The organism is Citrobacter sp. U14242 (genome assembly GCF_046555775.1).
Lineage (GTDB): Bacteria > Pseudomonadota > Gammaproteobacteria > Enterobacterales > Enterobacteriaceae > Citrobacter.
Genome location: NZ_JBKGLW010000005.1, coordinates 138,732 through 161,043 on the forward strand (window position 1 = coordinate 138,732; position 22,312 = coordinate 161,043).

At 52.2% G+C, this 22,312-nt stretch carries 19 protein-coding genes; 7 read left to right on the forward strand and 12 right to left on the reverse strand.

Going from position 1 to position 22,312, the window contains the following annotated elements; translation table 11 throughout:
- The 6 genes from leuC to ACLJXE_RS09960 form a co-directional block, all read right to left on the reverse strand.
- On the reverse strand, positions 1-1,422 hold the full coding sequence (gene leuC / locus ACLJXE_RS09935; protein ID WP_410750769.1) for a 3-isopropylmalate dehydratase large subunit: 1,422 nt from the start codon (positions 1,420-1,422) through the stop codon (positions 1-3).
- A 435-nt stretch (positions 1,423-1,857) separates the two neighbouring features.
- Positions 1,858-2,181, reverse strand: a complete 324-nt coding sequence (locus ACLJXE_RS09940; protein WP_410750770.1) for a DUF1889 family protein — start codon at positions 2,179-2,181, stop codon at positions 1,858-1,860.
- A gap of 110 nt (positions 2,182-2,291) precedes the next feature.
- Positions 2,292-4,106, reverse strand: a complete 1,815-nt coding sequence (locus tag ACLJXE_RS09945) for a diol dehydratase reactivase subunit alpha (protein ID WP_410750771.1) — start codon at positions 4,104-4,106, stop codon at positions 2,292-2,294.
- 10 nt (positions 4,107-4,116) lie between these two features.
- Positions 4,117-4,545, reverse strand: a complete 429-nt coding sequence (locus ACLJXE_RS09950) for a diol dehydratase small subunit (protein WP_286629457.1) — start codon at positions 4,543-4,545, stop codon at positions 4,117-4,119.
- 2 nt (positions 4,546-4,547) lie between these two features.
- Entirely contained in the window at positions 4,548-5,132 is a 585-nt protein-coding gene (locus tag ACLJXE_RS09955; protein WP_040230555.1) for a propanediol/glycerol family dehydratase medium subunit, read from the reverse strand.
- A gap of 11 nt (positions 5,133-5,143) precedes the next feature.
- Positions 5,144-6,811: a propanediol/glycerol family dehydratase large subunit gene (locus tag ACLJXE_RS09960; RefSeq protein ID WP_286629456.1), complete on the reverse strand. Its 1,668-nt coding sequence runs from the start codon at positions 6,809-6,811 to the stop codon at positions 5,144-5,146.
- A 394-nt stretch (positions 6,812-7,205) separates the two neighbouring features.
- Here ACLJXE_RS09960 and ACLJXE_RS09965 point away from each other — a divergent pair, with 394 nt between their 5' ends.
- The 4 genes from ACLJXE_RS09965 to ACLJXE_RS09980 are packed head-to-tail and all read left to right on the forward strand — an operon-like array spanning position 7,206 to position 9,721.
- On the forward strand, positions 7,206-7,634 hold the full coding sequence (locus tag ACLJXE_RS09965; protein WP_410750772.1) for a GlcG/HbpS family heme-binding protein: 429 nt from the start codon (positions 7,206-7,208) through the stop codon (positions 7,632-7,634).
- Positions 7,635-7,656: 22 nt separating this feature from the next.
- Positions 7,657-8,820 (forward strand): 1,3-propanediol dehydrogenase, encoded by a 1,164-nt coding sequence (gene dhaT, locus ACLJXE_RS09970; protein WP_116360753.1) that lies wholly within the window; start codon positions 7,657-7,659, stop codon positions 8,818-8,820.
- A gap of 16 nt (positions 8,821-8,836) precedes the next feature.
- Positions 8,837-9,190, forward strand: coding sequence for a glycerol dehydratase reactivase beta/small subunit family protein (locus ACLJXE_RS09975; RefSeq protein ID WP_410750773.1), 354 nt, complete (start codon positions 8,837-8,839; stop codon positions 9,188-9,190).
- Entirely contained in the window at positions 9,191-9,721 is a 531-nt protein-coding gene (locus tag ACLJXE_RS09980) for a cob(I)yrinic acid a,c-diamide adenosyltransferase (protein WP_410750774.1), read from the forward strand.
- Here ACLJXE_RS09980 and dhaR read toward each other — a convergent pair.
- Both dhaR and ACLJXE_RS09990 read right to left on the reverse strand, forming a co-directional pair.
- Positions 9,699-11,624 carry a dihydroxyacetone kinase operon transcriptional regulator DhaR gene (gene dhaR / locus ACLJXE_RS09985; RefSeq protein ID WP_286629452.1) on the reverse strand — a complete coding sequence of 642 codons (1,926 nt, stop codon included), beginning with the start codon at positions 11,622-11,624 and terminating at the stop codon, positions 9,699-9,701. The two genes, ACLJXE_RS09980 and dhaR, sit on opposite strands and share 23 nt — an antisense overlap.
- A gap of 92 nt (positions 11,625-11,716) precedes the next feature.
- Positions 11,717-12,814, reverse strand: coding sequence for a glycerol dehydrogenase (locus ACLJXE_RS09990; protein WP_410750775.1), 1,098 nt, complete (start codon positions 12,812-12,814; stop codon positions 11,717-11,719).
- Between the two features lie 562 nt (positions 12,815-13,376).
- Between ACLJXE_RS09990 and ACLJXE_RS09995 the strand changes: the two genes are divergently transcribed.
- Positions 13,377-15,035, forward strand: coding sequence for a glycerone kinase (locus ACLJXE_RS09995; RefSeq protein WP_410750776.1), 1,659 nt, complete (start codon positions 13,377-13,379; stop codon positions 15,033-15,035).
- A 94-nt stretch (positions 15,036-15,129) separates the two neighbouring features.
- Here the strand turns inward: ACLJXE_RS09995 and cfa are convergent, their stop codons facing one another.
- Positions 15,130-16,284: a cyclopropane fatty acyl phospholipid synthase gene (gene cfa / locus ACLJXE_RS10000; RefSeq protein ID WP_271455840.1), complete on the reverse strand. Its 1,155-nt coding sequence runs from the start codon at positions 16,282-16,284 to the stop codon at positions 15,130-15,132.
- A gap of 67 nt (positions 16,285-16,351) precedes the next feature.
- Between cfa and ACLJXE_RS10005 the strand changes: the two genes are divergently transcribed.
- The gene (locus ACLJXE_RS10005) at positions 16,352-17,200 is read left to right on the forward strand and encodes a helix-turn-helix domain-containing protein (protein ID WP_353655427.1); all 849 of its coding nucleotides are present in this window, start codon (positions 16,352-16,354) and stop codon (positions 17,198-17,200) included.
- Here the strand turns inward: ACLJXE_RS10005 and ACLJXE_RS10010 are convergent.
- Positions 17,197-17,979, reverse strand: coding sequence for a siderophore-interacting protein (locus ACLJXE_RS10010; RefSeq protein ID WP_410750777.1), 783 nt, complete (start codon positions 17,977-17,979; stop codon positions 17,197-17,199). The two genes, ACLJXE_RS10005 and ACLJXE_RS10010, sit on opposite strands and share 4 nt — an antisense overlap.
- A gap of 239 nt (positions 17,980-18,218) precedes the next feature.
- Between ACLJXE_RS10010 and ACLJXE_RS10015 the strand changes: the two genes are divergently transcribed.
- Entirely contained in the window at positions 18,219-18,896 is a 678-nt protein-coding gene (locus ACLJXE_RS10015) for a PadR family transcriptional regulator (protein ID WP_410750853.1), read from the forward strand.
- On the opposite strand, the gene ACLJXE_RS10020 is transcribed toward ACLJXE_RS10015, so the two are convergent.
- Positions 18,893-20,458, reverse strand: coding sequence for a methyl-accepting chemotaxis protein (locus ACLJXE_RS10020; RefSeq protein ID WP_410750778.1), 1,566 nt, complete (start codon positions 20,456-20,458; stop codon positions 18,893-18,895). The genes ACLJXE_RS10015 and ACLJXE_RS10020 overlap by 4 nt on opposite strands.
- Positions 20,459-20,776: 318 nt before the next feature.
- Positions 20,777-22,297 carry a methyl-accepting chemotaxis protein gene (locus ACLJXE_RS10025; RefSeq protein WP_410750779.1) on the reverse strand — a complete coding sequence of 507 codons (1,521 nt, stop codon included), beginning with the start codon at positions 22,295-22,297 and terminating at the stop codon, positions 20,777-20,779.
- Positions 22,298-22,312 lie beyond the last annotated feature (15 nt).

Sequence of the window (22,312 nt, forward strand, 5' to 3'; positions counted from 1 at the left end):
TCATTCCCCCGCCTGAAGTAATGTCCGAACATCGACCAGATGCCCTGCTACCGCTGCTGCCGCGACCATCGCCGGGCTCATTAGATGCGTTCTTGCCCCTGCGCCCTGCCGCCCTGGGAAATTACGGTTCGTACCCGATGCGCAGCGATCGCCTGCTGCCAGCACGTCCTCGTTCATCGCAAGGCACATTGAGCAACCCGACTGACGCCATTCAAAACCAGCGTCAATGAAGATTTTCGCCAGCCCCTCGTCTTCCGCCTGGCACCTGACCTGCGTTGATCCGGGCACAATAATCCCGCGCACATGACTGGCAATTTTGCGTCCTGCCACGACTTTCGCGACGGCCCGCAGATCCTCAATGCGACCATTCGTACATGAGCCAATAAAAGCGTGCGAAATACGAATGTCACTCACCGGCGTACCGGGCCGCAGATCCATATACTGGAGAGCTTTCTCAAGCGCGAGGCGTTTAAGTGGATGCGTTTCGTGTTCCGGGGATGGGACATAGCCGGTGATCGCACAGGTTTGATCCGGGCTGATCCCCCAGGTCACTTTAGGCTCAAGATCGAGACAGTCGATCGTCACGGTCTTATCAAAAACCGCATCGGCATCACTACTCAACTGCGACCATTCCTGCAATGCCTGTTGCCAGAGTTCACCTGTGGGCATTTGCGGCTTCCCGTAGATATAGTCAAAAACCTTTGCATCCGGCGCAATAATCGCACCGCGAGCCCCTGCCTCCACGGCCATATTGCAAAGCGTCATTCTCCCCTCAACACTCAGGGCACTGATTGTTTCACCGTCGAATTCGATGGCATATCCTGTCGCGCCATCTGCGCCAGTACGTTCGAGTAATTCAAGAACGATATCTTTTGCAGAACAACCAAAAGGTAATTCACCCTTAACGCTGACACGCAGGGTTTTCAGCTTACGATAGACCAGCGTCTGAGTAGCCAGCAGGTGTTCGATTTCCGACGTACCGATACCAAATCCCAGAGCGCCGAACGCACCGTAAGTGGTGGTATGGCTGTCGCCAGCCGCAATCACCATTCCGGGCATGACCAGCCCCTGCTCGTGGGCAACGACATGTTCTATCCCTTGTCGTGGGTCCAGCACATCAAATAACGTGATACCAAAATCAGCGGCATTTTCCCGAAAATAATCAACCTGCAACTGACCGCCGGGATCCGTCATCAGCATATCGCGCTGTGTTCGGGTGGGATTAACATGATCAACATTCAGCAGAAAGGCTTCCGGATGCCGCACCGGCCGTCCCCGTTCCCTTAACCCGCTAAATGCTTGTGGACTGGTATATTCATTGAGTATCGAACGATCGATATAAAGTAAAACATGCCCTTCGTTATCAAGTTCCCGAACGGTATGCGATTCAACTAATTTTTCATACAACGTTTTAGCAGACATAGATATATTCCTGGGGTAACGAATGGCTGAGTAATGAGATATTCGTCAATGAGGCTTTTGGCTATAGTGACACATTCATGAAAAAACGATGATTCCAGGCGGGAAAGTATAAAAACACACTTCGTGTTGGTGAGCAGACGCCGCTCAGAGTAGGTTGCGCTGCGATCACAACGATTCCGCAGGTACCGCTGACCTGATTAGATTCATATTTGTATTTTGCCCAGAGGGACAAAACGAAATGGCGTATTTTATGAAATGGAGATCGTCAGAGGTTAACCAGATAATAAAAACGTGGTTATTTTTAAGATATAGAGTTAGCCACGCGTTTTAAACGCACCAGGATGGCAATCGAGATTAATCAGAATTATGGCAACGCTTTTGGACGCTGCCATCCAGAGATGGAAACGTCCGTTAGCGTTTTATGCGATAGTCAGCTCACACAAGTTCTTTGAGCTGCTCCTGCATATAGGTCGAAAAATACTCTGGATTCTTGATAAGGATACGGTTGCCGGAGGCCACTTTTTCTGCCCATCCGGCCACTTTTTTCGTGAACTCAGGATTCCATCCCTCCTGCTCACCCCGTGCCATCACAACTTCCGGACTCGCTGGCACACCTAAGTCATGCAAATACTTTAAGATTCCCTTAGCGGTACTTTCGTCCATTGAATGGGGTACTGACATCGAGGTGTTCATACCACCAATAAAATCCAATGCTTTCTCAATTGCTGTTGGCATGCTCTTATCCTTAAAATTAACCACGTGAGAGACACATTTATACTATGTACCCAACTCAGCCGGGATATCAAAGAGAACGTTGCCTTTATTTGATTTACCCCGCAGCTAAACGCTTGCGGCGACTGTTTTCTGCGCTATTTTTTTGCTTCCCCGGCTAAAACCAGGCCGGTTGCCACCGCATTACGCGGCCCTTCGGTCCCCCGGATATTGCCCTGTCCTGCGACGACACCGTAATGCGCCAACGCGTCGGTGATCATCTGCGGAATTTCAAAATCCAACGACGAGCCCCCCACCAGCACCACAAAAGTGATATCGCGAATGGAGCCGCCGGGTGACACCTGCCGTAATGCACGCAGGCAGTTCGTCACAAAGACCTTCTCCTTAGCCTGACGTCGCACCAGACGAATTTTTTCCAGCGAAGTCTGGTTATCCACGGGGATCAGCTCGCCGTCTTTCAGATACACCACTTTGGCAAAAACCGACGGGCTGAGTGGTTCGCGGAAAAACTCCACCGCGCCGTTCTCATGACGAATACTGAACAGGCTCTCTACTTTCGCCAGCGGGTATTTTTTTATTTCCTCGGCCAGAAACGGATCGCCCAGCCCCAGCTCCGTCTGAATCAACAGGCTGACCATGTTCCCTGCCCCGGCCAGATGAACCGCCTTTACTGCACCTTCGCTATTGATGATGGCAGCATCAGTGGAACCTGCGCCTAAATCGAGGATCGCCAGCGGCGCAGCACATCCAGGCGTCGTTAACGCGCCAGTCACGGCCATATTGGCCTCTACCCCCCCCACTTCAACAGAGGTGTTTAACCGCGCGCTCAACTCGCTGGCAATAGCCTGCATTTGTAAACGATCGGATTTCACCATCGCCGCAATGCCGACAGCATTTTCCATCGAACACTCCCCGGCGATGCCGCCCTGCACCTTACGAGGAATAAACGTATCAACTGCCAGTAAATCCTGAATATGCACCGCGTTCATGTCATGCCCGGACAGCGATGCCATCACCTTACGCACGCGTTCCAGCATACCGCCTGCGTGCGTTCCCGCTTCACCGCGAATGTCACACACAGGCGCACAGGCGCTCATCGCCTGCATGATAGCCTGCGCCCCTTGCGCCACGTCAGCCTCGCCGCCGCGCCTTTCTCCGCGGATAAAGATCTTACCCGCCGGGATCACCCTTGAGCGCACATCGCCCTGCGGCGTTTTCAGCACCACGGCGGAGCGGTTACCAATCAGCGCCCTGGCAATAGGGACGATGGTTTGCGTTTCCTCCGGCGTCAGGGCAAAGAACGTGGCGATGCCGTAGGGGTTAGACAGCGCACGAACAACCTGGCCCGCGGCCGCGACTTCGACCGCCGCCAATACCCCCTCCGGCACTTTTTCCAGCAGCGTGACTTCATCAACCACCGGCATCGTTCTACGCAGGCGATTATTGACCAGTACGCCATCATCTTTTTTCAGGATCGCCGCCACCACGTTGACGCCACGATCCAGCGCCTCATTGATAAGCCAAACGGCTTCGAGGAAATCCATTTCCTCACCCACCAATGGGATCCAACCCTCGGCAAACTGAGGCTCGTTCAACGATGCCAGGCGCTCCACGGCGATCGTGGTCCCCATCCCCACGCCGACCCCGCCAGGGGTTTGCGGGTTATGACCAATCATCGTCGATTCAGTAATGATGGTTTCCGTGATCGTTTCCATCGCCACATCACCAATTACTGGTGCGGCCTCATTGATACAGATTTTCGCCACATCTTTAAGCGACCATGGCGTTTTTTCCAGCGCCTGCTGCAGAGAAGCGACCACCCCGGCAATATTGTCCCGCGTTCCTTTCATGCCCGTGGTCGCGACAATCCCGCTGGCGATAAACCGGCCATGCTGCGCCAACGCCACTTCCGTGGTGGCGTTGCCGATATCAATCCCTGCAATTAACGGCATATTCCCTCCGTCACTGGCTATCTTTACGCAGCTTGTTTCTCTGCTGATACACCTCTGCCGACTCACGCACAAATCCGGCGTTCACTGTCGCATGCCAGGTATGTTCCAGCTCATCAGCGATCGCCTGTAGCTCCGCGAATGAAGAGCGAAACGGACGTAGTGCGTTGTAGATTTCCAGAATGCGGGTATCCGGGATGGCAATCAGTTCCGCCGCCCGACGGAAGTTGCGCGCCACGGCGTGACGTTGCATCTGCTCGGCAATCTGCGCCTGATACTCCAGCGTTTGCTGGGAAATACGCACATCCTGCGGCCCTACATGTCCCGCCAGCACATTCTCAAGGGTGATATCGGTTAACGGTTTCCCGGTGGGGGTCAGGATTTTCTCCGGGCAGCGGGTAGCTAAAGGATAATCCTGCGCGGTCATGATGTTGTCGTTCATTGTCATTCCCTTACTAATGCAATATGCAGCGTGACAGGCGCAGCATCCTGCACCACATGCTTGGTTTCTTTAATGTGAAACAACGCGGCTTTGGCCATAAATTTGGGGCGCACCATCTGGTCATTGACCACCGGAACCGGCGAGGGCGACTCTTTGCGTGCATAGCGCGCAGCGTTCTTTCCAATCTGGCGATACGTTTCCAGCGTCAGCAGCGGGGCCTGAGAGAAGAGTTCAAGGTTACTCAGGGGCAGCAAATCACGCTGATGAATAACTGTCGTCCCCTTTGACTGAATACCAATCCCGATGCCGGAGCCACTGAGGTTCGCCGCATCCCACGCCATAAAAGAGACATCCGAAGTGCGCAGAATTCTCACCACTCGCGCATGCAGTCCCTCTTCTTCAATCCCTGCCACCAGCTCTTTCAGAATCGCGTTGTGCGGCATATCAATCAGGGTTTTATGCTGGTGCTTGCCAAAGGCCGGCCCGACGCCAATCACCACTTCGTCGGCGCGATCGTCTGCTTTTGCCGCCTCACCTTCACTGACCTGCAAGGTAAAAACGGGTTTACGTTCAGTTGTGCATTCCACGATGTACCGCCTTATTCAATCGAGCTGGGCTGAACCACACCCGCAATATTTTTAATTTCCGCCCAGCGTTCGGCACTGATGCGATAGCCGGTGCCGGGTCCCTGATAATCATTGATGTCGTTCACGGCGCTGACCACGTCGAACTGACGATCCAGAATGGCCGATGTTTGCAGGTAATCGCCGGTCACGCGCTGTCTCAACATATTGAGAATATTGCTGGCGATATCTTCAAATCCGCTACCGCTTAGCGCCCCGACGATATCCAGCCCGGTAATGTTACGCTTCATCATCTCTTCCACTGCCGCCAGATCTTCCACCACATTGCGCGCAGGCATGTCTTTGCTGCCGTGAGCATAGGTGGCAGCCTCCACTTCCTCATCACTGATTGTCGGCAGGCTCAGTTCGCGGAATACCGCCTGAATAGCCCGCGCCGCCTTGTTACGGATGGCGATGGTTTCTTCTTCCGTTACCGGGCGCAGACCGCCGTCAACCATCAGGTCACGTTGCAGTATGTTGTAATCATCGAAGTCTTCAGCATCGAAGTTAGAGCCGGCAAACATGTTGTCGTAGTTAGGGACGGCGCTATAGCCAGAGAAGATAAAGTCGGTGCCAGGCAGCATCTGCATCAGGGTGCGGGCGGTACGACGAATATCGGAGTGTGAGAAGGTCTGGTCATTGGCCGAGGCCACTTCAAGGTCGAGCATCGACGCAATCAGGTTTTCCGCCAGCACTGCGCGAATACCCGACGGCACTGCGCCCGTCATCCCGATACAACTGACCGCACCGTTTTGCAGCCCCTGCACACCCGCACCCTTGGTAATGAAAATACAGCGGGATTCCAGGTACAACATCGATTTACTCTCGGAATAGCCCATCAAGGCTTCCGAACCGGTGCCGGAGGTGTAGCGCATCTTCAGGCCACGAGATGCATAGGCCGAGGCGAGAAACGCTTTTGACCACGGCGTATCATCGCCATCGGTAAACACCGACTCCGTGCCGTAGACCGATACCGTTTCGGCGTAGCTGGTTAACCCGCGCATTCCCAGTTCCAGCTCAGTAGCCTCTTCAACGGAACATTGTGTCAGTACGCCAGGGCGACCACACTGAGAACCGACCAACAGCGCCAGGGCGTTAAACGGCGCATAGCGGGCAATCCCGACCGTCGTTTCCTGCTCGGAAAAACCACGAATCCCCGCCTCAGCAGCATCGGCGGCAATCTGCACCGGATTATCTTTCAGGTTAGTCACGTGACACTGGTTGGAGGGCGTGCGTCGGGCGCGCATTTTCTGCAGCGCCATCATCATCTCTACCACGTTCATTTTTGCCATCACCTCCACCGCTTTCGCCGGGGTAATAGCGGTGGTAATGGCAATGATCTCTTCGCGACTGACGTGGATATCCACCAGCATTCTGGCGATCTCCAAAGCGTCGAGCTGCATGGCGCGCTCGGTTTCAGCCACGTTTATCGCGTAGTCGGCAATAAAGCGGTCAATCATGTCGAACTGTGCGCGGCTCTTGCCGTCCAGTTCCACAATACGACCCTTTTCCACCCTCACAGAAGAGGCCGGATCGTAGGGACTTTCCATGGCTATCAGACCTTCTTCCGGCCATTCGCCAATAAGCCCATCCTGATTTACAGGACGCTTCGCAAGGACTTCGAATCGTTTTGATCTTCTCATAGTTTATGGACTCAAAAGATAAAGAATAGGGACGCCAGGCTGTATCGCTGGTGCTCTACCACCCCAGCAATCGCCTTTATCAGCAATAGCCGAACTTTAAATGAGCAGGCTGATAAAAAAATAAAATTAATTACGTTCCAATTTGATACATATTTAAATGTCAGCGTTTCATATTGAAACGGTCAACAGGAATATCCACAAAGAATTGTGACACGCTTAAATGATCATTATCAATAAATGCCGAACGCAGGAAATAAAATTAATACTTTAGAAAAAACCACGCTATTGACTTAATAACGCGTCGCGAGAAAATACAGAAAACCCAATGAGAAAAAAATAGCTGTAGCGCGATATTTTTTGCGACCTCAGCCCTACAACCTTGTCAGGAGATACTGTGAATAAGAGCCAACAAATCGCCACCATTACGCTGGCGGCAGCAAAGAAAATGGCGACTGCCGTCGAGGAAAAAGCGCTTGAAATCAACGTTCCGGTGGTCTTTTCCGTGGTTGACCGCGGCGGAAACACGCTACTGATGCAGCGCATGGACGAGGCGTTTGTCACCAGTTGTGATATTTCTCTCAATAAAGCCTGGACCGCCTGCTGTCTGCGACAGGGCACCCATGAAATTACTGACGCAGTACAACCAGGTGCTTCTCTATATGGTTTACAGCTCACCAACCAACAGCGAATCGTTATTTTTGGTGGCGGCTTGCCTGTTATATTCGACGGGCAATTAATCGGTGCCGTCGGCGTTAGTGGTGGTACTGTGGAACAAGATAGATTATTGGCCGAGACCGCACTGAATTGTTTTTCCGAATTATAATTTAAATCTAAGAAGGTATATTATGAGCTATCGTATGTTTGATTACCTTGTGCCAAATGTTAACTTTTTTGGCCCAAATGCTATTTCCGTTGTCGGCGAACGTTGCAAACTGTTAGGCGGTAAAAAAGCACTGCTGGTCACCGATAAAGGTCTGCGGGCGATAAAAGACGGTGCGGTAGATAAAACGCTGGCACATCTGCGTGAAGCCGGGATTGAAGTGGTCGTATTTGACGGTGTAGAGCCGAACCCTAAAGACACCAACGTGCGCGACGGTCTGGAGGTATTTCGTAAAGAGCAGTGCGATATCATCGTTACCGTCGGCGGCGGTAGCCCGCATGACTGCGGTAAAGGTATCGGCATCGCGGCCACGCACGAAGGCGATCTCTACAGTTACGCCGGGATTGAAACGCTGACCAATCCGCTGCCGCCAATCGTTGCGGTCAATACCACCGCGGGTACGGCCAGCGAAGTCACCCGCCACTGCGTGCTGACCAATACCAAAACCAAAGTGAAGTTTGTGATTGTCAGCTGGCGTAACCTGCCGTCGGTTTCCATTAATGACCCGCTGCTAATGCTCGGTAAACCAGCACCACTTACCGCCGCGACCGGGATGGACGCCCTGACCCACGCCGTGGAAGCTTACATTTCCAAAGATGCTAATCCGGTCACCGATGCCGCCGCTATCCAGGCGATCCGTCTGATCGCCCGTAACCTGCGCCAGGCCGTCGCGCTGGGCAGCAACCTGAAAGCCCGTGAAAATATGGCCTACGCCTCTCTGCTGGCTGGTATGGCTTTCAACAACGCCAACCTCGGTTATGTTCATGCGATGGCACACCAGCTCGGTGGCCTGTACGACATGCCGCACGGCGTGGCAAATGCGGTACTGCTGCCACACGTAGCCCGTTATAACCTCATCGCCAACCCGGAGAAATTTGCCGATATCGCTGAGTTTATGGGCGAGAACACCGACGGGCTGTCAACCATGGATGCCGCTGAGCTGGCCATTCACGCCATCGCTCGTCTTTCCGCCGATATTGGTATTCCACAGCATTTACAGGAGCTGGGCGTCAAAGAGGCCGATTTCCCTTACATGGCGGAAATGGCGCTAAAAGACGGCAACGCGTTCTCAAACCCGCGTAAAGGGAACGAGAAAGAGATCGCTGAGATCTTCCGTCAGGCTTTCTAACCCAAAAGGGGGCGCAATGTCACTTTCATCACCGAGTGTACATCTGTTTTATCACTCACGCTGGCAGGATACCCGCGCGCTTGATGAACTGTGCTGGGGACTGGAAGAGCAAGGCGTCCCATGCCGGACCGTCTGTTGTGACGAGAATGACTGTGCGCTGGCCTTGAGCAAACTTGCGGCCAAGAGCTCAACGCTGCGTGTCGGTCTTGGTCTCAACGCCACGGGTGATATTGCTTTAACCCACGCCCAGTTGCCCGAGGATCGGGCGCTGGTCCGTGGCCATATCACCGCCGGAATTGCGCAGATCCGCACGCTTGGCGCCAATGCCGGTCAACTGGTCAAAGTGCTTCCTTTCAGCGAGATAAAATAAATGTACCGTATCTATACCCGTACTGGTGATAAGGGCACGACCGCGCTGTTTGGCGGCAGCCGTATCGACAAAGACGATATCCGCGTGAATGCCTATGGCACCGTGGACGAACTGATTTCCCAGCTTGGCGTCTGCTACGCCAGCACGCGCCTGACAGCGCTTCGCCAGGATTTACATACCCTCCAGAAGACGCTGTTTGTGCTCGGCGCAGAACTTGCCAGTGATGAGAAGGGCCTTGCTCGCTTAACGCAGACGATTAGCCCCGAGGATATTCAGGCGTTGGAGCAGCTTATTGATCGCAATATGACGCAAAGCGGCCCGCTAAAAGAGTTTGTTGTTCCGGGGAAAAACCTCGCATCGGCACAGTTGCATGTTGCGCGCACGCTGGCGCGTCGGCTGGAGCGACTTCTCATCGCCATGGACAGAACGTTGACACTGCGTGATGAACTTAAGCGTTACATCAATCGTCTGTCAGATGCTCTCTTCTCGATGGCGAGGATCGAAGAAACTACTCCAGATGTTTGCGCTTAAACTGGCTGGCATCGATGTCGTACTGTTTCATCTTGCGCCACAAGGTTGTGCGGCCAATATTCAACAGTTGCGACATTTCCTGCACACGTCCGCTGGTGACGCGGGCGGCATGGATAATCGCCTCTTTTTCGATGGCGGTAAACGTCAGGCTGGCTGGCAGCAGTGAAGACGCCGTCTCCAGACCCGGACGTTCGGCAAACAGATAATCTGGCAGATTACTCAGGCGAATATGGCCGTTGTCGCTACTGATGGCAATATTTTCGATAATGCTGTTGAGCTCAAAATCATTGCCCGGCCACGAGTAGGCAACCAGTTGTGCCAGCGCGTCATCGTCCAGCTTCAGACTGGATGAAAAGCGTTTTTTCAGGCTATTTAAGCGTGTATGAATCAGCGCCGGAATGCTGTTACGCCGTGCCCGCAGCGGCGGAATAACAATTTCAAAGGAGTGTAATGCGTAATACAGTTGGCGGCTAAAGCGGTTTTGCTCCACCAGGTTGGCGAGATCAACCGTGGTAGTGGCAATCACTTTCACATCTACCGGGATCAGGCGGCGGGCATCAAGGCGGGTCAATACACCCTGCTTGATTACCTGCAACAACGCGGATTGCAACTCGGGTGCCAGATACTCAATTTTTTCCAGAAACAGCGTACCGCCGTTCGCCAGCTCAAGGCGGCTCAGCCGACCGTTTTCATCATCGGTTGGCGCACTGCCCATAAAATCCTGCCCCAGCACGCTGTTGGCATACAGTTGGCAGTTAACGGCGATATAAGGCCCGCTGGCACGTTCACTTTCATTGTGAATAGCCTGGCTCAGTAGCTCTTTACCCACCCCCTCTTCACCACACAACAGAATAGGGAAACTCCCTCTCGCCGCCTGGCGACCAAAATGGATCAGCCGACGGGTTTCCGGGTCATCCGTCGACATCTGTTCAAAGGTGTGGCTGACTTTCCCGAGCTGGCTGGTCATCAACTGACGCATTTGTTCAACGGGATGAAGCAGCAGAATAAAGCTGTTGCCCTGCTCTTCAACGATGGGTTTCAGAGTAATAACAGCATCAACAAACTGGTGCTGACTTTCGAAAGTCACTTCGACGTGATTCAGGCCGCGAGCATGTTTGATCGCCCGGCGCAGCAAGGTGGGCAGATTAACCAGGTCATTAATGTTTTTTCCCTGGCTGGCCTGTGCATCCAGATGTAAAAGCAAAGCGGCACGGGCATTAAGAAACTGCAGAACGCCCTGCTCGTTCCATGCCATTACGCCATCATCCATGCTCTCTAACAACCCATACATCTGATTAAGATGGCGGTTAGATTCGGCCAACAGGCTGTCGGTCAGCAAAGAGTTACCGACTTCTCTGGCAATTGCCAGCGTCAGGGAGAGATCGGCAACGGATTCATGCTCCACCAGGCAGCACAGAGAAATAGAGCCAAACAGCCGCCCATGGTTATCAAAGACCGGGGTAGAGCAGAACGACCACGGATGCAGTGCCTGCTTAAAATGCTGATCGCCAGAGGTTTTTGTCGGCTGCCCTGGCATCGTTGCCAGCGATAGCGCACAACTGCCGATAATGCTTTCCGCACAGTAACTACCGTCACGAAAGCCAAGTTCCGCCAGCTGTTCCACCGTCTGCGGATCGCCGCACCGGCTGAGAATACAAGCCGATTCATCCAGAATCAGCAGCGCACAGGGACGTCCATCCATAAACTCCCAGGCATCTTCCAGCGCGGCCTGTCCAATCGTCAGCAGTGCCGTCTTACGGCGACAAATCGACTCAAAAGTCAGTCCCTGCGCCTGATGCGGTGCCTGCCAGGTTTCCCGCTGCATAAACTTGCTGCAACGATGCCATGACTGAGCAATGACCGAAGAAACTTCCTTCCCGATGCCATGAGTGTGCGCCGTCATATCCATTTCCGCTGTTTGACCATAGACAACCCCTCCGGCAGAGACTGTCAGAGGGGGAGAAAATGCCGAATAGAAGACTTACCGACGTCTGATTAACGCGCCAGCCACTGTTGTCCCAGCAGGTCTGCCGTCAGAATAGCGGCATGGACGCTTTCAGGCGTCACCGGGAACGGCATATTGTGAATGGTTTCACCTTCCGCGCAGGTGGCTTTCGCAACGGCCATAATCTTAGCGTCGATGCCGTCTTTTACGCCCATTTGCGCCAGCGTTACCGGCAGATCCACTTTCTGGCAGAAACTCAGCACCGTTTCGATCTCTTCCATCGGGCTGTTCTGCAGTACCAGTTGCGCCAGCGTACCAAACGCCACTTTTTCACCGTGGTACAAATGGTGACACTCTTCCAGAATGGTGAAGCCGTTATGGATGGCGTGTGCCCCCGCGAGGCCACTGCTTTCAAAGCCAATACCGCTGAGATAGGTATTCGCTTCCACAATACGTTCCAAAGCATCGGTCACCACGCCAGCTTGCGCCGCCAGACGCGCCTTTTCACCTTCTGCCAGCAGCGTATCATAGCACAAGCGCGCCAGGCTCAGGGCTGCCGCTGTGGACTGCCCCCCCGCCATGCTGGTTGCTCTGGCGTCATAACACGCTTTTGCTTCAAACCAGGTCGAGAGCGCATCGCCCATCCCGGCCACCAGCAGGCGTACCGGCGCTTTGGCGATAATTGCCGTATCCATGACAACCATATCCGGGTTTTTCGGGTAGATCAGATATTCTTCAAACTCACCGGCTTCGGTATAGATAACAGACAGTGCACTGGTTGGCGCATCAGTTGAGGCGATAGTTGGAATCACCACCACCGGCAGTTTCTGGTAGTAGCCAATCGCTTTGGCGGTATCCAGCGTTTTCCCACCGCCAATCCCAACAACACCACGGCAACCGTGCTGCTTCAGAATGGCAATCAGGCGATTAATTTCAACATGGCTGCATTCGCCATTGAAGCGTTCCGCGTGACAGCTAATACCGTGGCTGTGCAGGCCATTGAGTACTTTGTCTCCCGCCAGTTTCATGACGAAGTCATCTGCAATCACGAAAAAGCTGTCTGCCAGATTTTTAGCGTATTGACCAAATAAGGTAGAAGCGTCAGGACCCTGGAGATATTTGGCTGGAGATTGAATAACTTTTAGCATTCCTTTCATCCTCAAATAAGTACATGTTTTTACATGGTGAGCCCTGGCGTTAACCTGTTTAGCCTGTTGCGAACGGCGAAAACGGGAGGTACCGGAGCGATGCAATAACTGTATGGCGAGGCGGGAACAAAAAAATCATTCGTCTTTTTGTTCTGATATGAAACAGATAAAAATGATATGTGTTCCATATTGAAACGATTAACCATAAAAACACTAAGGTTTGCGATCCCGATCCGTTCATTTACCGGCAAATCCTTGCAGAACGCGAAAATCGAATTCCCTTTGCCTCTCTCTGCCCCCATTAAAAGCAGTAACAAAACGTTTACTATGCGGTGTGGCCAGCACTGAAAAGACGATAAAAAAGTCGAGCGGGCTCGCATTGTGATCGTTCCCCTCACAAATACGTTTCATTACGGAACAAAAAATAACAATTACGTTCCGTAATGAAACTCATTTTGCCGCTGTTTTTTTCCACGCAGACTCCGCCAGAATCTCCCCATCGCCTCCGCACCATGACAATGCATTCGGGGGTTTGTCTTACACTCAACCTCGAGGAGCCGTTATGTCTCAATTCTTTTTTAATCAGCGTACCCAACTCGTTAACGACGTCATCGACGGTACGATTATCGCCAGTCCGTGGAACAATCTGGCGCGTCTGGAAAGCGATCCGGCTATTCGCATCGTGGTTCGTCGCGATCTCAACAAAGATAACGTGGCGGTGATCTCCGGTGGCGGCTCAGGACACGAACCCGCCCACGTTGGCTTTATCGGCAAAGGGATGTTGACCGCGGCAGTCTGTGGTGACGTGTTTGCGTCCCCGAGCGTAGATGCAGTGCTTACCGCAATCCAGGCGGTAACTGGCGATGCTGGCTGTCTGTTGATCGTTAAAAATTACACGGGTGATCGTCTTAACTTCGGCCTCGCCGCCGAAAAAGCACGCCGCCTTGGCTATAACGTCGAAATGCTGATTGTCGGCGACGATATCTCCCTGCCGGATAACAAGCATCCTCGCGGGATTGCGGGCACTATCCTGGTACATAAAGTGGCAGGCTATTTCGCTGAACGCGGCTACAACCTCGCTACCGTCCTGCGTGAAGCACAGTATGCAGCAAGTAACACCTTCAGCCTGGGCGTCGCCATTTCCAGTTGCCATCTGCCGCAGGAAACCGACGCTGCACCACGCCATCATGCGGGCCATGCCGAGCTGGGCATGGGCATTCACGGCGAGCCTGGCGCCTCGGTTATCGCGACCCAAAACAGTGCGCAGGTGGTGACTCTGATGGTCGATAAACTGATGGCGGCACTGCCTGAAACCGGCCGTCTGGCAGTGATGATTAATAATCTGGGCGGCGTGTCCGTTGCTGAAATGGCTATCATCACTCGGGAACTGGCAAACAGCCCACTGCATCCGCGTATCGACTGGCTGATTGGCCCGGCCTCGCTGGTCACCGCCCTGGATATGAAAGGTTTCTCGCTGACCGCCATCGTACTGGAAGAAAGCATCGAAAAAGCGCTGTTAACCGAAGTAGAAACCAGCAGTTGGCCGACACCTGTCCCACCACGCGAAATCAACTGTGTGCCATCATCGCCGCGCAGCGCGCGTGTAGAATTCCAGCCTTCAGCCAATACGCTGGTCGCCAGGATTATTGAGCAGGTCACCGGAACGCTTTCCGATCTGGAAGCACACCTCAACGCGCTGGATGCCAAAGTAGGTGATGGTGATACAGGTTCAACTTTTGCCGCTGGTGCACGTGAAATCGCTGACCTGCTGCATCGTCAGCAGCTTCCACTGGATAACCTCGCCACGCTGTTCGCACTGATCGGCGAACGCCTGACCGTGGTGATGGGCGGGTCCAGCGGCGTACTGATGTCAATCTTCTTTACCGCCGCCGGGCAGAAGCTGGGGCAAGGGGCTGATGTTGCCGAAGCACTGAACACAGGGCTGGCGCAGATGAAGTTCTACGGCGGTGCAGACGAAGGTGACCGTACGATGATTGATGCGCTGCAACCCGCGCTGACGTCTCTACTGGCACAACCGCAAAACCTGCAAGCTGCTTTCGACGCGGCACAGGCAGGCGCAGAGCGTACCTGTCTGTCGAGCAAAGCCAACGCGGGTCGCGCATCGTATCTCAGCGGCGATAGCCTGCTGGGCAATATGGACCCCGGTGCACACGCTGTCGCTATGGTATTTAAAGCACTGGCAGAGAGTGAGTTGGGTTAAATCATAACAGCCTGGTGGCGCGCTGCTTCCAGGCCTACCGTTTGCACACTGTTGTAGGCCGGATAAGGCGCTTGCGCCACCATCCGGCTGCATATTAGCGATAGACGCGAATACCGCCTTCTACGCCCCGGCTAAACAATACTTGCCACAGCTCAATATCTCTGGCGCGGAACGCTCCGGCACAAGCGCACAGGTAATAATTGAACATCCTTCTGAAGGTCGCGGAATAACGCGATGACAGCTCTGGCCACGCCTGATTAAACCGCGCATGCCAGGCCATCAGCGTTTTATCATAGTCACTGCCAAAGTTATGCCAGTCTTCCATCACGAATCGCGACTCGCTCGCTTCAGCAATATGAGAAATCGCCGGTAAGCAGCCATTCGGGAAAATATATTTATTGATCCACGGATCAACACTCATCCCTTTTTTATTGCTGCCAATGGTATGCAGCAGGAACAATCCGTCCGATTTCAAACAGCGGTCAGCAATACTGAAATAGGTATCGTAATTTTTTGGCCCCACATGCTCGAACATCCCTACGGAGACAATACGATCGTAGTGCTTGTCGAGGTCACGATAATCCTGAAGCAGGATGGTCACATCCAGGCCTTCACAGCGCTGCTGCGCCATTTTTTGCTGCTCTTTCGAGATAGTGACGCCTTCTACCGCTACGCCATAATGACGCGCCGCATATTCGGCCAGTCCGCCCCAACCACAACCAATATCCAGTAAACGCATGCCCGGTTTCAGTTGCAGCTTTTCGCAAATCATTTTTAATTTGGCATTTTGCGCGTCGTCTAAGGTGGTTGCCTCTTTCCAGTAGCCACAGGAATATTGCATGTGGGGATCCAGCATGAGCGCAAAGAGATCGTTGCCAATATCGTAGTGTTCTTTACCGACAATCCACGCTCGACTGCGAGACTGCAAATTAAACAGACGGGCGCTGGCAATGCGCAATATATCCTTCAGATTTCCCGGCATTTGCTGGTCGAGTTTTGCTTTCAGGATTTTGCAGAACAGAACATCAAGCCGTTCGCAGTCCCACCAGCCTTCCATATAGCTTTCGCCAAGCCCTAAGGAGCCTTGTTGCAGCACCCGTTTAAAGAAACCGGCATGATGAAGTTGAATATCCCAGGGGCGGGAACCATTGATCTGAATATCTGCTTGCTGGAGCAGCTCTTTTCCCATTCGGGTCCAGTTATCATTTGTTTCATTGACGATGACAGCATCTGAACAAAGCGTGTTCATGGTATTTACCAAAAGTGGGCCATTAATTATTACGCAAGATTATTATGGAAAAAAGAGTGTATGTATTATGATTTGCGGACAAGATCTATCGAGTAGCGGCCACCTGACCGGGAGAATAACTTCTTTGAATATGGATACTTTCCCCCCAAAACAGTGGAACGCCTTCCCCGACGACTCCATGGCCGAGCTGCCGCAGGACGTTTACTTTCGCTCTTATGTCCTTGAAGCCAACCACCATGTTCCGCAGCACTCACATGCTTTTATGCAGTTTCATTTTGCCCGCAAAGGCAGTATGCGCATTGATGTCGCCGGCAAGTGCTGGATAATCCCCGCGCATTACGGCATCTGGATCCCCAATAATACTGAGCATGCGGTTTGGGCGCTGGATGATGTGCATTTAGAGAATCTGGATATTAAGCCAGGCTTTCTCGAGGAAAGAATCGATGAGTGTAAAGTTGTGGCGATCAGTGATTTCGCCAGAGAGTTTATTCATTACGCGACCACCTTAATTTCAGGCCATTATGATAACCAGTCAAAAGAAGGCAAACTGGTCAGTGTACTGGTGGACATTATTTTGCAATTACCAGAAGTCGCCTTTGTATTACCGTGGCCGCAGGATCGCGAATTAACCAAAGTGTGCCGAACAATACAAGCGTCTCCGGCGCTGGAACATTCCGTTGAGTATTGGGCACAACATTTAGGTATGTCTGCCCGTACCTTTTCGCGTCATTTCAAAAAAGAAACCGGATTACCCTTCAGCGTCTGGAAGCAAAAAATGCGAATTCTGGAGTCCGTACTCATGCTGAAGAAAAATAAAAGCGTAACCGCCGTGGCGCTCGATGTGGGGTATTCGAGCACCGCAGCGTTTAGTTATGCCTTCCGCCAGGCATTTGGCGTTTCACCGTCACATTATTAATTAACGTTCCGGCGTTGATGCCAGTAAGCTGCTGCACGCACCAACTGCTGTTCGAAAGCCTCAGTAGCAAAGCGGGCGCTCAGGTTTTTCACCACTTTTCCTTCGCCAGTTATCCAAATGAAATAATCCTGTGCAGGCACGGTCAGCTGTGAAAGCTGCTCATTCACTGCCTGTTCGTCATGGCCGACAAACCACTGAATGGTAAAACCGTCGAGATGAGCAAAATAGTCCTGATACGCTGCATCGCGTACGCTGACCAGCGCCGTCACGTCTGGACGTACCGCTAAACGGCCGATCGCCTCCAGCCGACGACGTAGCGCTGGCATTCCAGATTCATCACAAACGTAAACCTGGTACGCATAGTCTTCTGGTACCACCAGCGAGCCACGTGGTCCGCCAATCGTCAATTTGTCACCTTCACGAGCATTCATCGCCCACGTACTCGCCACACCGCCGTCGTGGATATAAAAATCCAGCGCCAGTTCATGGCGTGCCTGGTCATACAACGGCGTGTAATCACGGGATACCGGACGCACACCTTCTGGCCAGACAATCCCCTCATCCGTCACTACGGGTGGCACAAAGTGACTACCCGGTTCCGGGAAAAAGACCTTGGTATGGTCATCAAAACCAAGTGAGCTAAAACCATCCAGAGCGTCACCGCCCAGCACAATGCGCTGAAAACCTGCGCTGATACGTTCAACGCGCAGGACGGTCAGTTCACGGAAGCGCAGCTCATTGCGAACGCGCTGTGGATAGCGTGAAGTGTTATTTGTCATTTTTTCGCCTTCGTGACAGAGATTAGATATATCTAAACAAATTTCAAATGATAATGATTGCTAATTGAGAATATTGCAAGAACTTTTTTGATAGAGTCAGTACGGACCATTTCGAACGTCAGATGCGAAAATAAAAACATATAAATCAATTAATTGCATTATTATTTACGAGTAGACTTGCAAATATAAAAAGTTTAGATATAAATTAGATATATCGAAACCACATCAGGAGATGAATGATGCAAGATCATCATGAAGGTTGCTGCAAACATGCAGAACACCAGCACGAAGGCTGCTGTAAAGGCGAAGGACATCGCCACGAAGATCACCACAGCGAACACCACGAAGGTTGCTGCAAAGGTGAAGAACGTCGTCACGAAGGCTGTAACAAAGAACACCGCCATGAACATGGCTGCGGACATCGCCACGGTGGCGGCGGTGGTGGCGGTCGACGTCAGCGCTTCTTCGGCCACGGCGAATTACGTCTGGTGATTCTGGATATTTTGACCCGCGATGCCAGCCACGGTTATGAGCTAATCAAAGCGATTGAAACATTGACTCAGGGTAATTACACCCCAAGCCCGGGCGTTATTTACCCGACACTGGATTTCTTACAGGATCAGTCGCTTATCGCCATCCGTGACGAGGAAGGTGGACGTAAGCAAATAACAATCACAGAGCAAGGCCTGCAATGGCTGGAGGAGAACCGGGAACATCTGGAACATATCCACGAACGTATTAAAGCACGCAGTGTCGGCTTTGAATTACGCAAGAATCCACAGATGAAAAGAGCGCTGGAGAATTTTAAAGCCGTGCTGGATCTGCGGGTCAATCACGGTGACACCAGCGAAGCGCAAATCAAGAAGATCATCGGTATTATCGATCGCGCATCGCTGGACATCACCCAGCTTGATTAAGCAGGCTGCGCGTCCTCTTTGCGCACGCGGAACACTTTAATCATCTCTTTTAAGTGTAATGCCTGTTCGTTTAATGACGCCGCTGCCGCAACGGACTCTTCTACCAGACAGGAGTTCTGTTGCGTGGTGGTGTCGATCAGGCCAATCGCACTGTTAATCTGCGAAATACCGTCCGTCTGCTCGCGGCTGGCCTGACCGATTTCCCGTAATATCACATCCATTTCTTCAACGTTAGTGACCATTCCATTGATCAACGCATTGGCTTTTTCAACCAGCGCCAGCCCTTCCCGGGTTTGACTGGTGGAGTCTTCAATCAGATTGCGGATCTCGCTGGCAGACGATGCGCTTTTTTGCGCCAGTTGACGCACTTCTCCGGCAACTACCGCAAAACCACGCCCATGCTCACCGGCGCGTGCCGCTTCGACAGCCGCATTTAGCGCCAAAATATTGGTTTGAAACGCAATCGAATCTATCAGGTTGATAATTTCTGACATACGGTTAGAGGTTTCATTAATCACACGTATTTTCTGCGTCACCTGATTCATCATCTCACCGTTGTTTTTCACGACCGTCGCCGCTCCCGTAGACAGCTTCGTCGCTTCATGGGTATGGTCTGCCGTCGTTTTGACCGTCGCGGTAATTTGTTCCATCGACGCTGCGGTCTGTTCTACCGAGCTTGCCTGTTCTTCGGTACGCGCAGCCAAATCCTGGTTACCCGCGACAATCTGTGCCGCCGCGGCAGAGATATTCTCGGAACCGTTTTGCATTTCCTCGACAATCTCTAGCAGTCGGGTTTTCATTGCCATCAGCGCTTGCAGCAGCACACCGATCTCATCCTTCTGTTCCATACTGATGTTGCGAGTGAGATCGCCCTGCGCAATCGCCTCAGCAAACTGCACTGCTTCATTAAGAGGTCGGGTAATTGACCGCACAATATACCAACCCATCACACAACCGGCAGCAATGCTTATCAGCGCCAGAGTAATCAACAGTGCGCGATTGGTATGGAAATCGTATTCCACCTGAGCACCCGCCTTCTGCATCTGGGCATCTTCAATAGCGATCAATTCCTGCACTTTTGCTTTATAAGCCTGCTGCACATTCACCGTGCGGGTCATCATCTCGTGCATCGCACCAGAGCGATCGTGATTCTGCAACGCCTGCAGAATGCGGAATCGGGAAGCCAGATACTGCTCACGCACATCGCGGATATCCGCAACAATTTTTTTGGAAGCATCATTGAGAGGCGCAGCACTCAGCGCATCCAGCAGAGCAGAAATTTGCTGGCTGATGGTATCGAGTTTTTTCTGGGACGCCTGGGTCCATTTACCTTCCTCATCCAATAACATCAATTGTTGAGTACTGACAAACTCCTGAAAATTATCAATGAGCAGATTGGCTTTTACCGTAATCGGATAGTCATTGGTAATGATGTTCTGCATCCCACTGTTACTACGATCCAGACTCAACAGCGAAAGGCCCGAACTCACCATCATCAGTACAATAAATAAACCAAACGCGATAAATAATTTCGAGCGAATCTTTACGTTATGCAAGAACATATTTTCTCCCTGGAGACAGTTTTCTTCAGACAGATATCCTTATCGGTCAGCATTCACCTAACTTTATGATATTGATCGTTTTTTAATTTACATCAATGTTGCTAAATAGTTTTTGACGATGAATCAAGCAAGACCGATCGTTATATAAGCGATATTTCAAAATATTTAAAAACGAAACACTTGCTGTCAGAGAGGAATAAGGAAAATAGTACCGTAATACCAAAGTGGTATCATTTAATATATAATTAACAAAATTATTACAAAAAACGCCTACCGGGGACGATAAGCGTTTGGCGGGAAAATAGGATGGGGAGAGAATTAATGCAGCACAGTCACCGCATCTTCCAGGCGACCGGCACGATGTTTTACCATTGCTGAAATCTGTGCGCTCTCTTCGACCAGTTCGGCATTTTTCTGCGTAATGCTGCTCAACTCATTAACAGCACGGGTCAGGCTGGAAAGTCCATCTGACTGCTCCAGCGTTGAATGGCTAATTTGAGCAATCAACTGTGTCACATTCTGGACCTGCGCCACAATATCATCCATTGTCCGCCCTGCGGCATGAACCTGATCGGAGCCGGACTGCACCTTGTCGGCGCTGGCATCAATCAGTTTACGGATGTCATTTGCTGCGCTTGCACTACGACTGGCAAGATGGCGTACTTCTCCGGCCACCACCGCAAATCCTTTTCCTTGTTCCCCAGCCCTGGCCGCCTCAACCGCCGCATTCAGCGCCAGAATATTTGTCTGGAAGGCGATATCGTTAATCAGGGTCGTGATAGTGCCGATCCGTTGGGTGCTGTTGGCAATATCGTCCATTGTTTTAATGACCGTATCCATCGCCTCACCGCCCTGTGTCGCCGCGCTGCTGGCGGCAATAGACAGCTTGTCAGCTGCCGCTGCTGTCGCAGAGTTTTGCTTCACCGATGCCGCCATCTGATTCATGGTGGTGACCGTTTCCTGCACATTCTCTACCGCCTGCTGTGTATGCTTGTTTAAATCATCACTACCTTTCGCCAGCGTTTCACTGTCATTGCGCACACAGCTGACCTGACTCGACACGTCATGAATAAGCCAGCGGCACATTAACCCTAACTGCCCCACCGCCCGTAGCATCAGACCCAGTTCATCGCTACGGTTAAGATGGGTCACACTGTTGCGCTCGCCAGTCGCTACTTTCAGTGCCTGCTGGGCAACATTCTCGATCGGGCGCACAATCTGCCATTCGAAAATAACCGTCGCCAGCATCATCACCAGTGCGCTCACCAACAGTTGCGGCCATTCAGCCCCCATCTGCTGTAGCGCAGTTGCCAGGATAACAAACATGAAAGCCATGACACTGCGTACCCGCCAGCGAACCGGAAGCGACGGGAGTTTACCCAACCAGCCTTTACGTACCACCAGCCCCTTATGGACGCGCCGATTACAACGGCCTTCATTGAGTGCTTTATATAAAGGTTCGACCGCCGCAATTTCCGCTTCCGTAGCCCGGGTACGGATCGACATATACCCGGTTACGCGACCTTCCCGCACCATCGGCACCGCATTGGCCCTCACCCAATAGTGATCGCCATTCTTCCGCCGGTTTTTCACAATACCGCTCCACGGTTCCCCCTGTTTCAGGGTGTACCACATATCCGCAAACGCCGCTTTCGGCATGTCCGGGTGACGAACCAGGTTGTGCGGCTGAGCAAGCAATTCATTCAGCTGATAGCCACTGACCTGGACAAAGGTATCGTTCGCATGGGTGATATAGCTTTGTAAATCGGTAGTCGACATGAGGGTGATATCATCATCCAGCGGTGTATTTTGCTGACTAACGTAGGGATGAGAAGACATGGTTGCGTCCTGTGC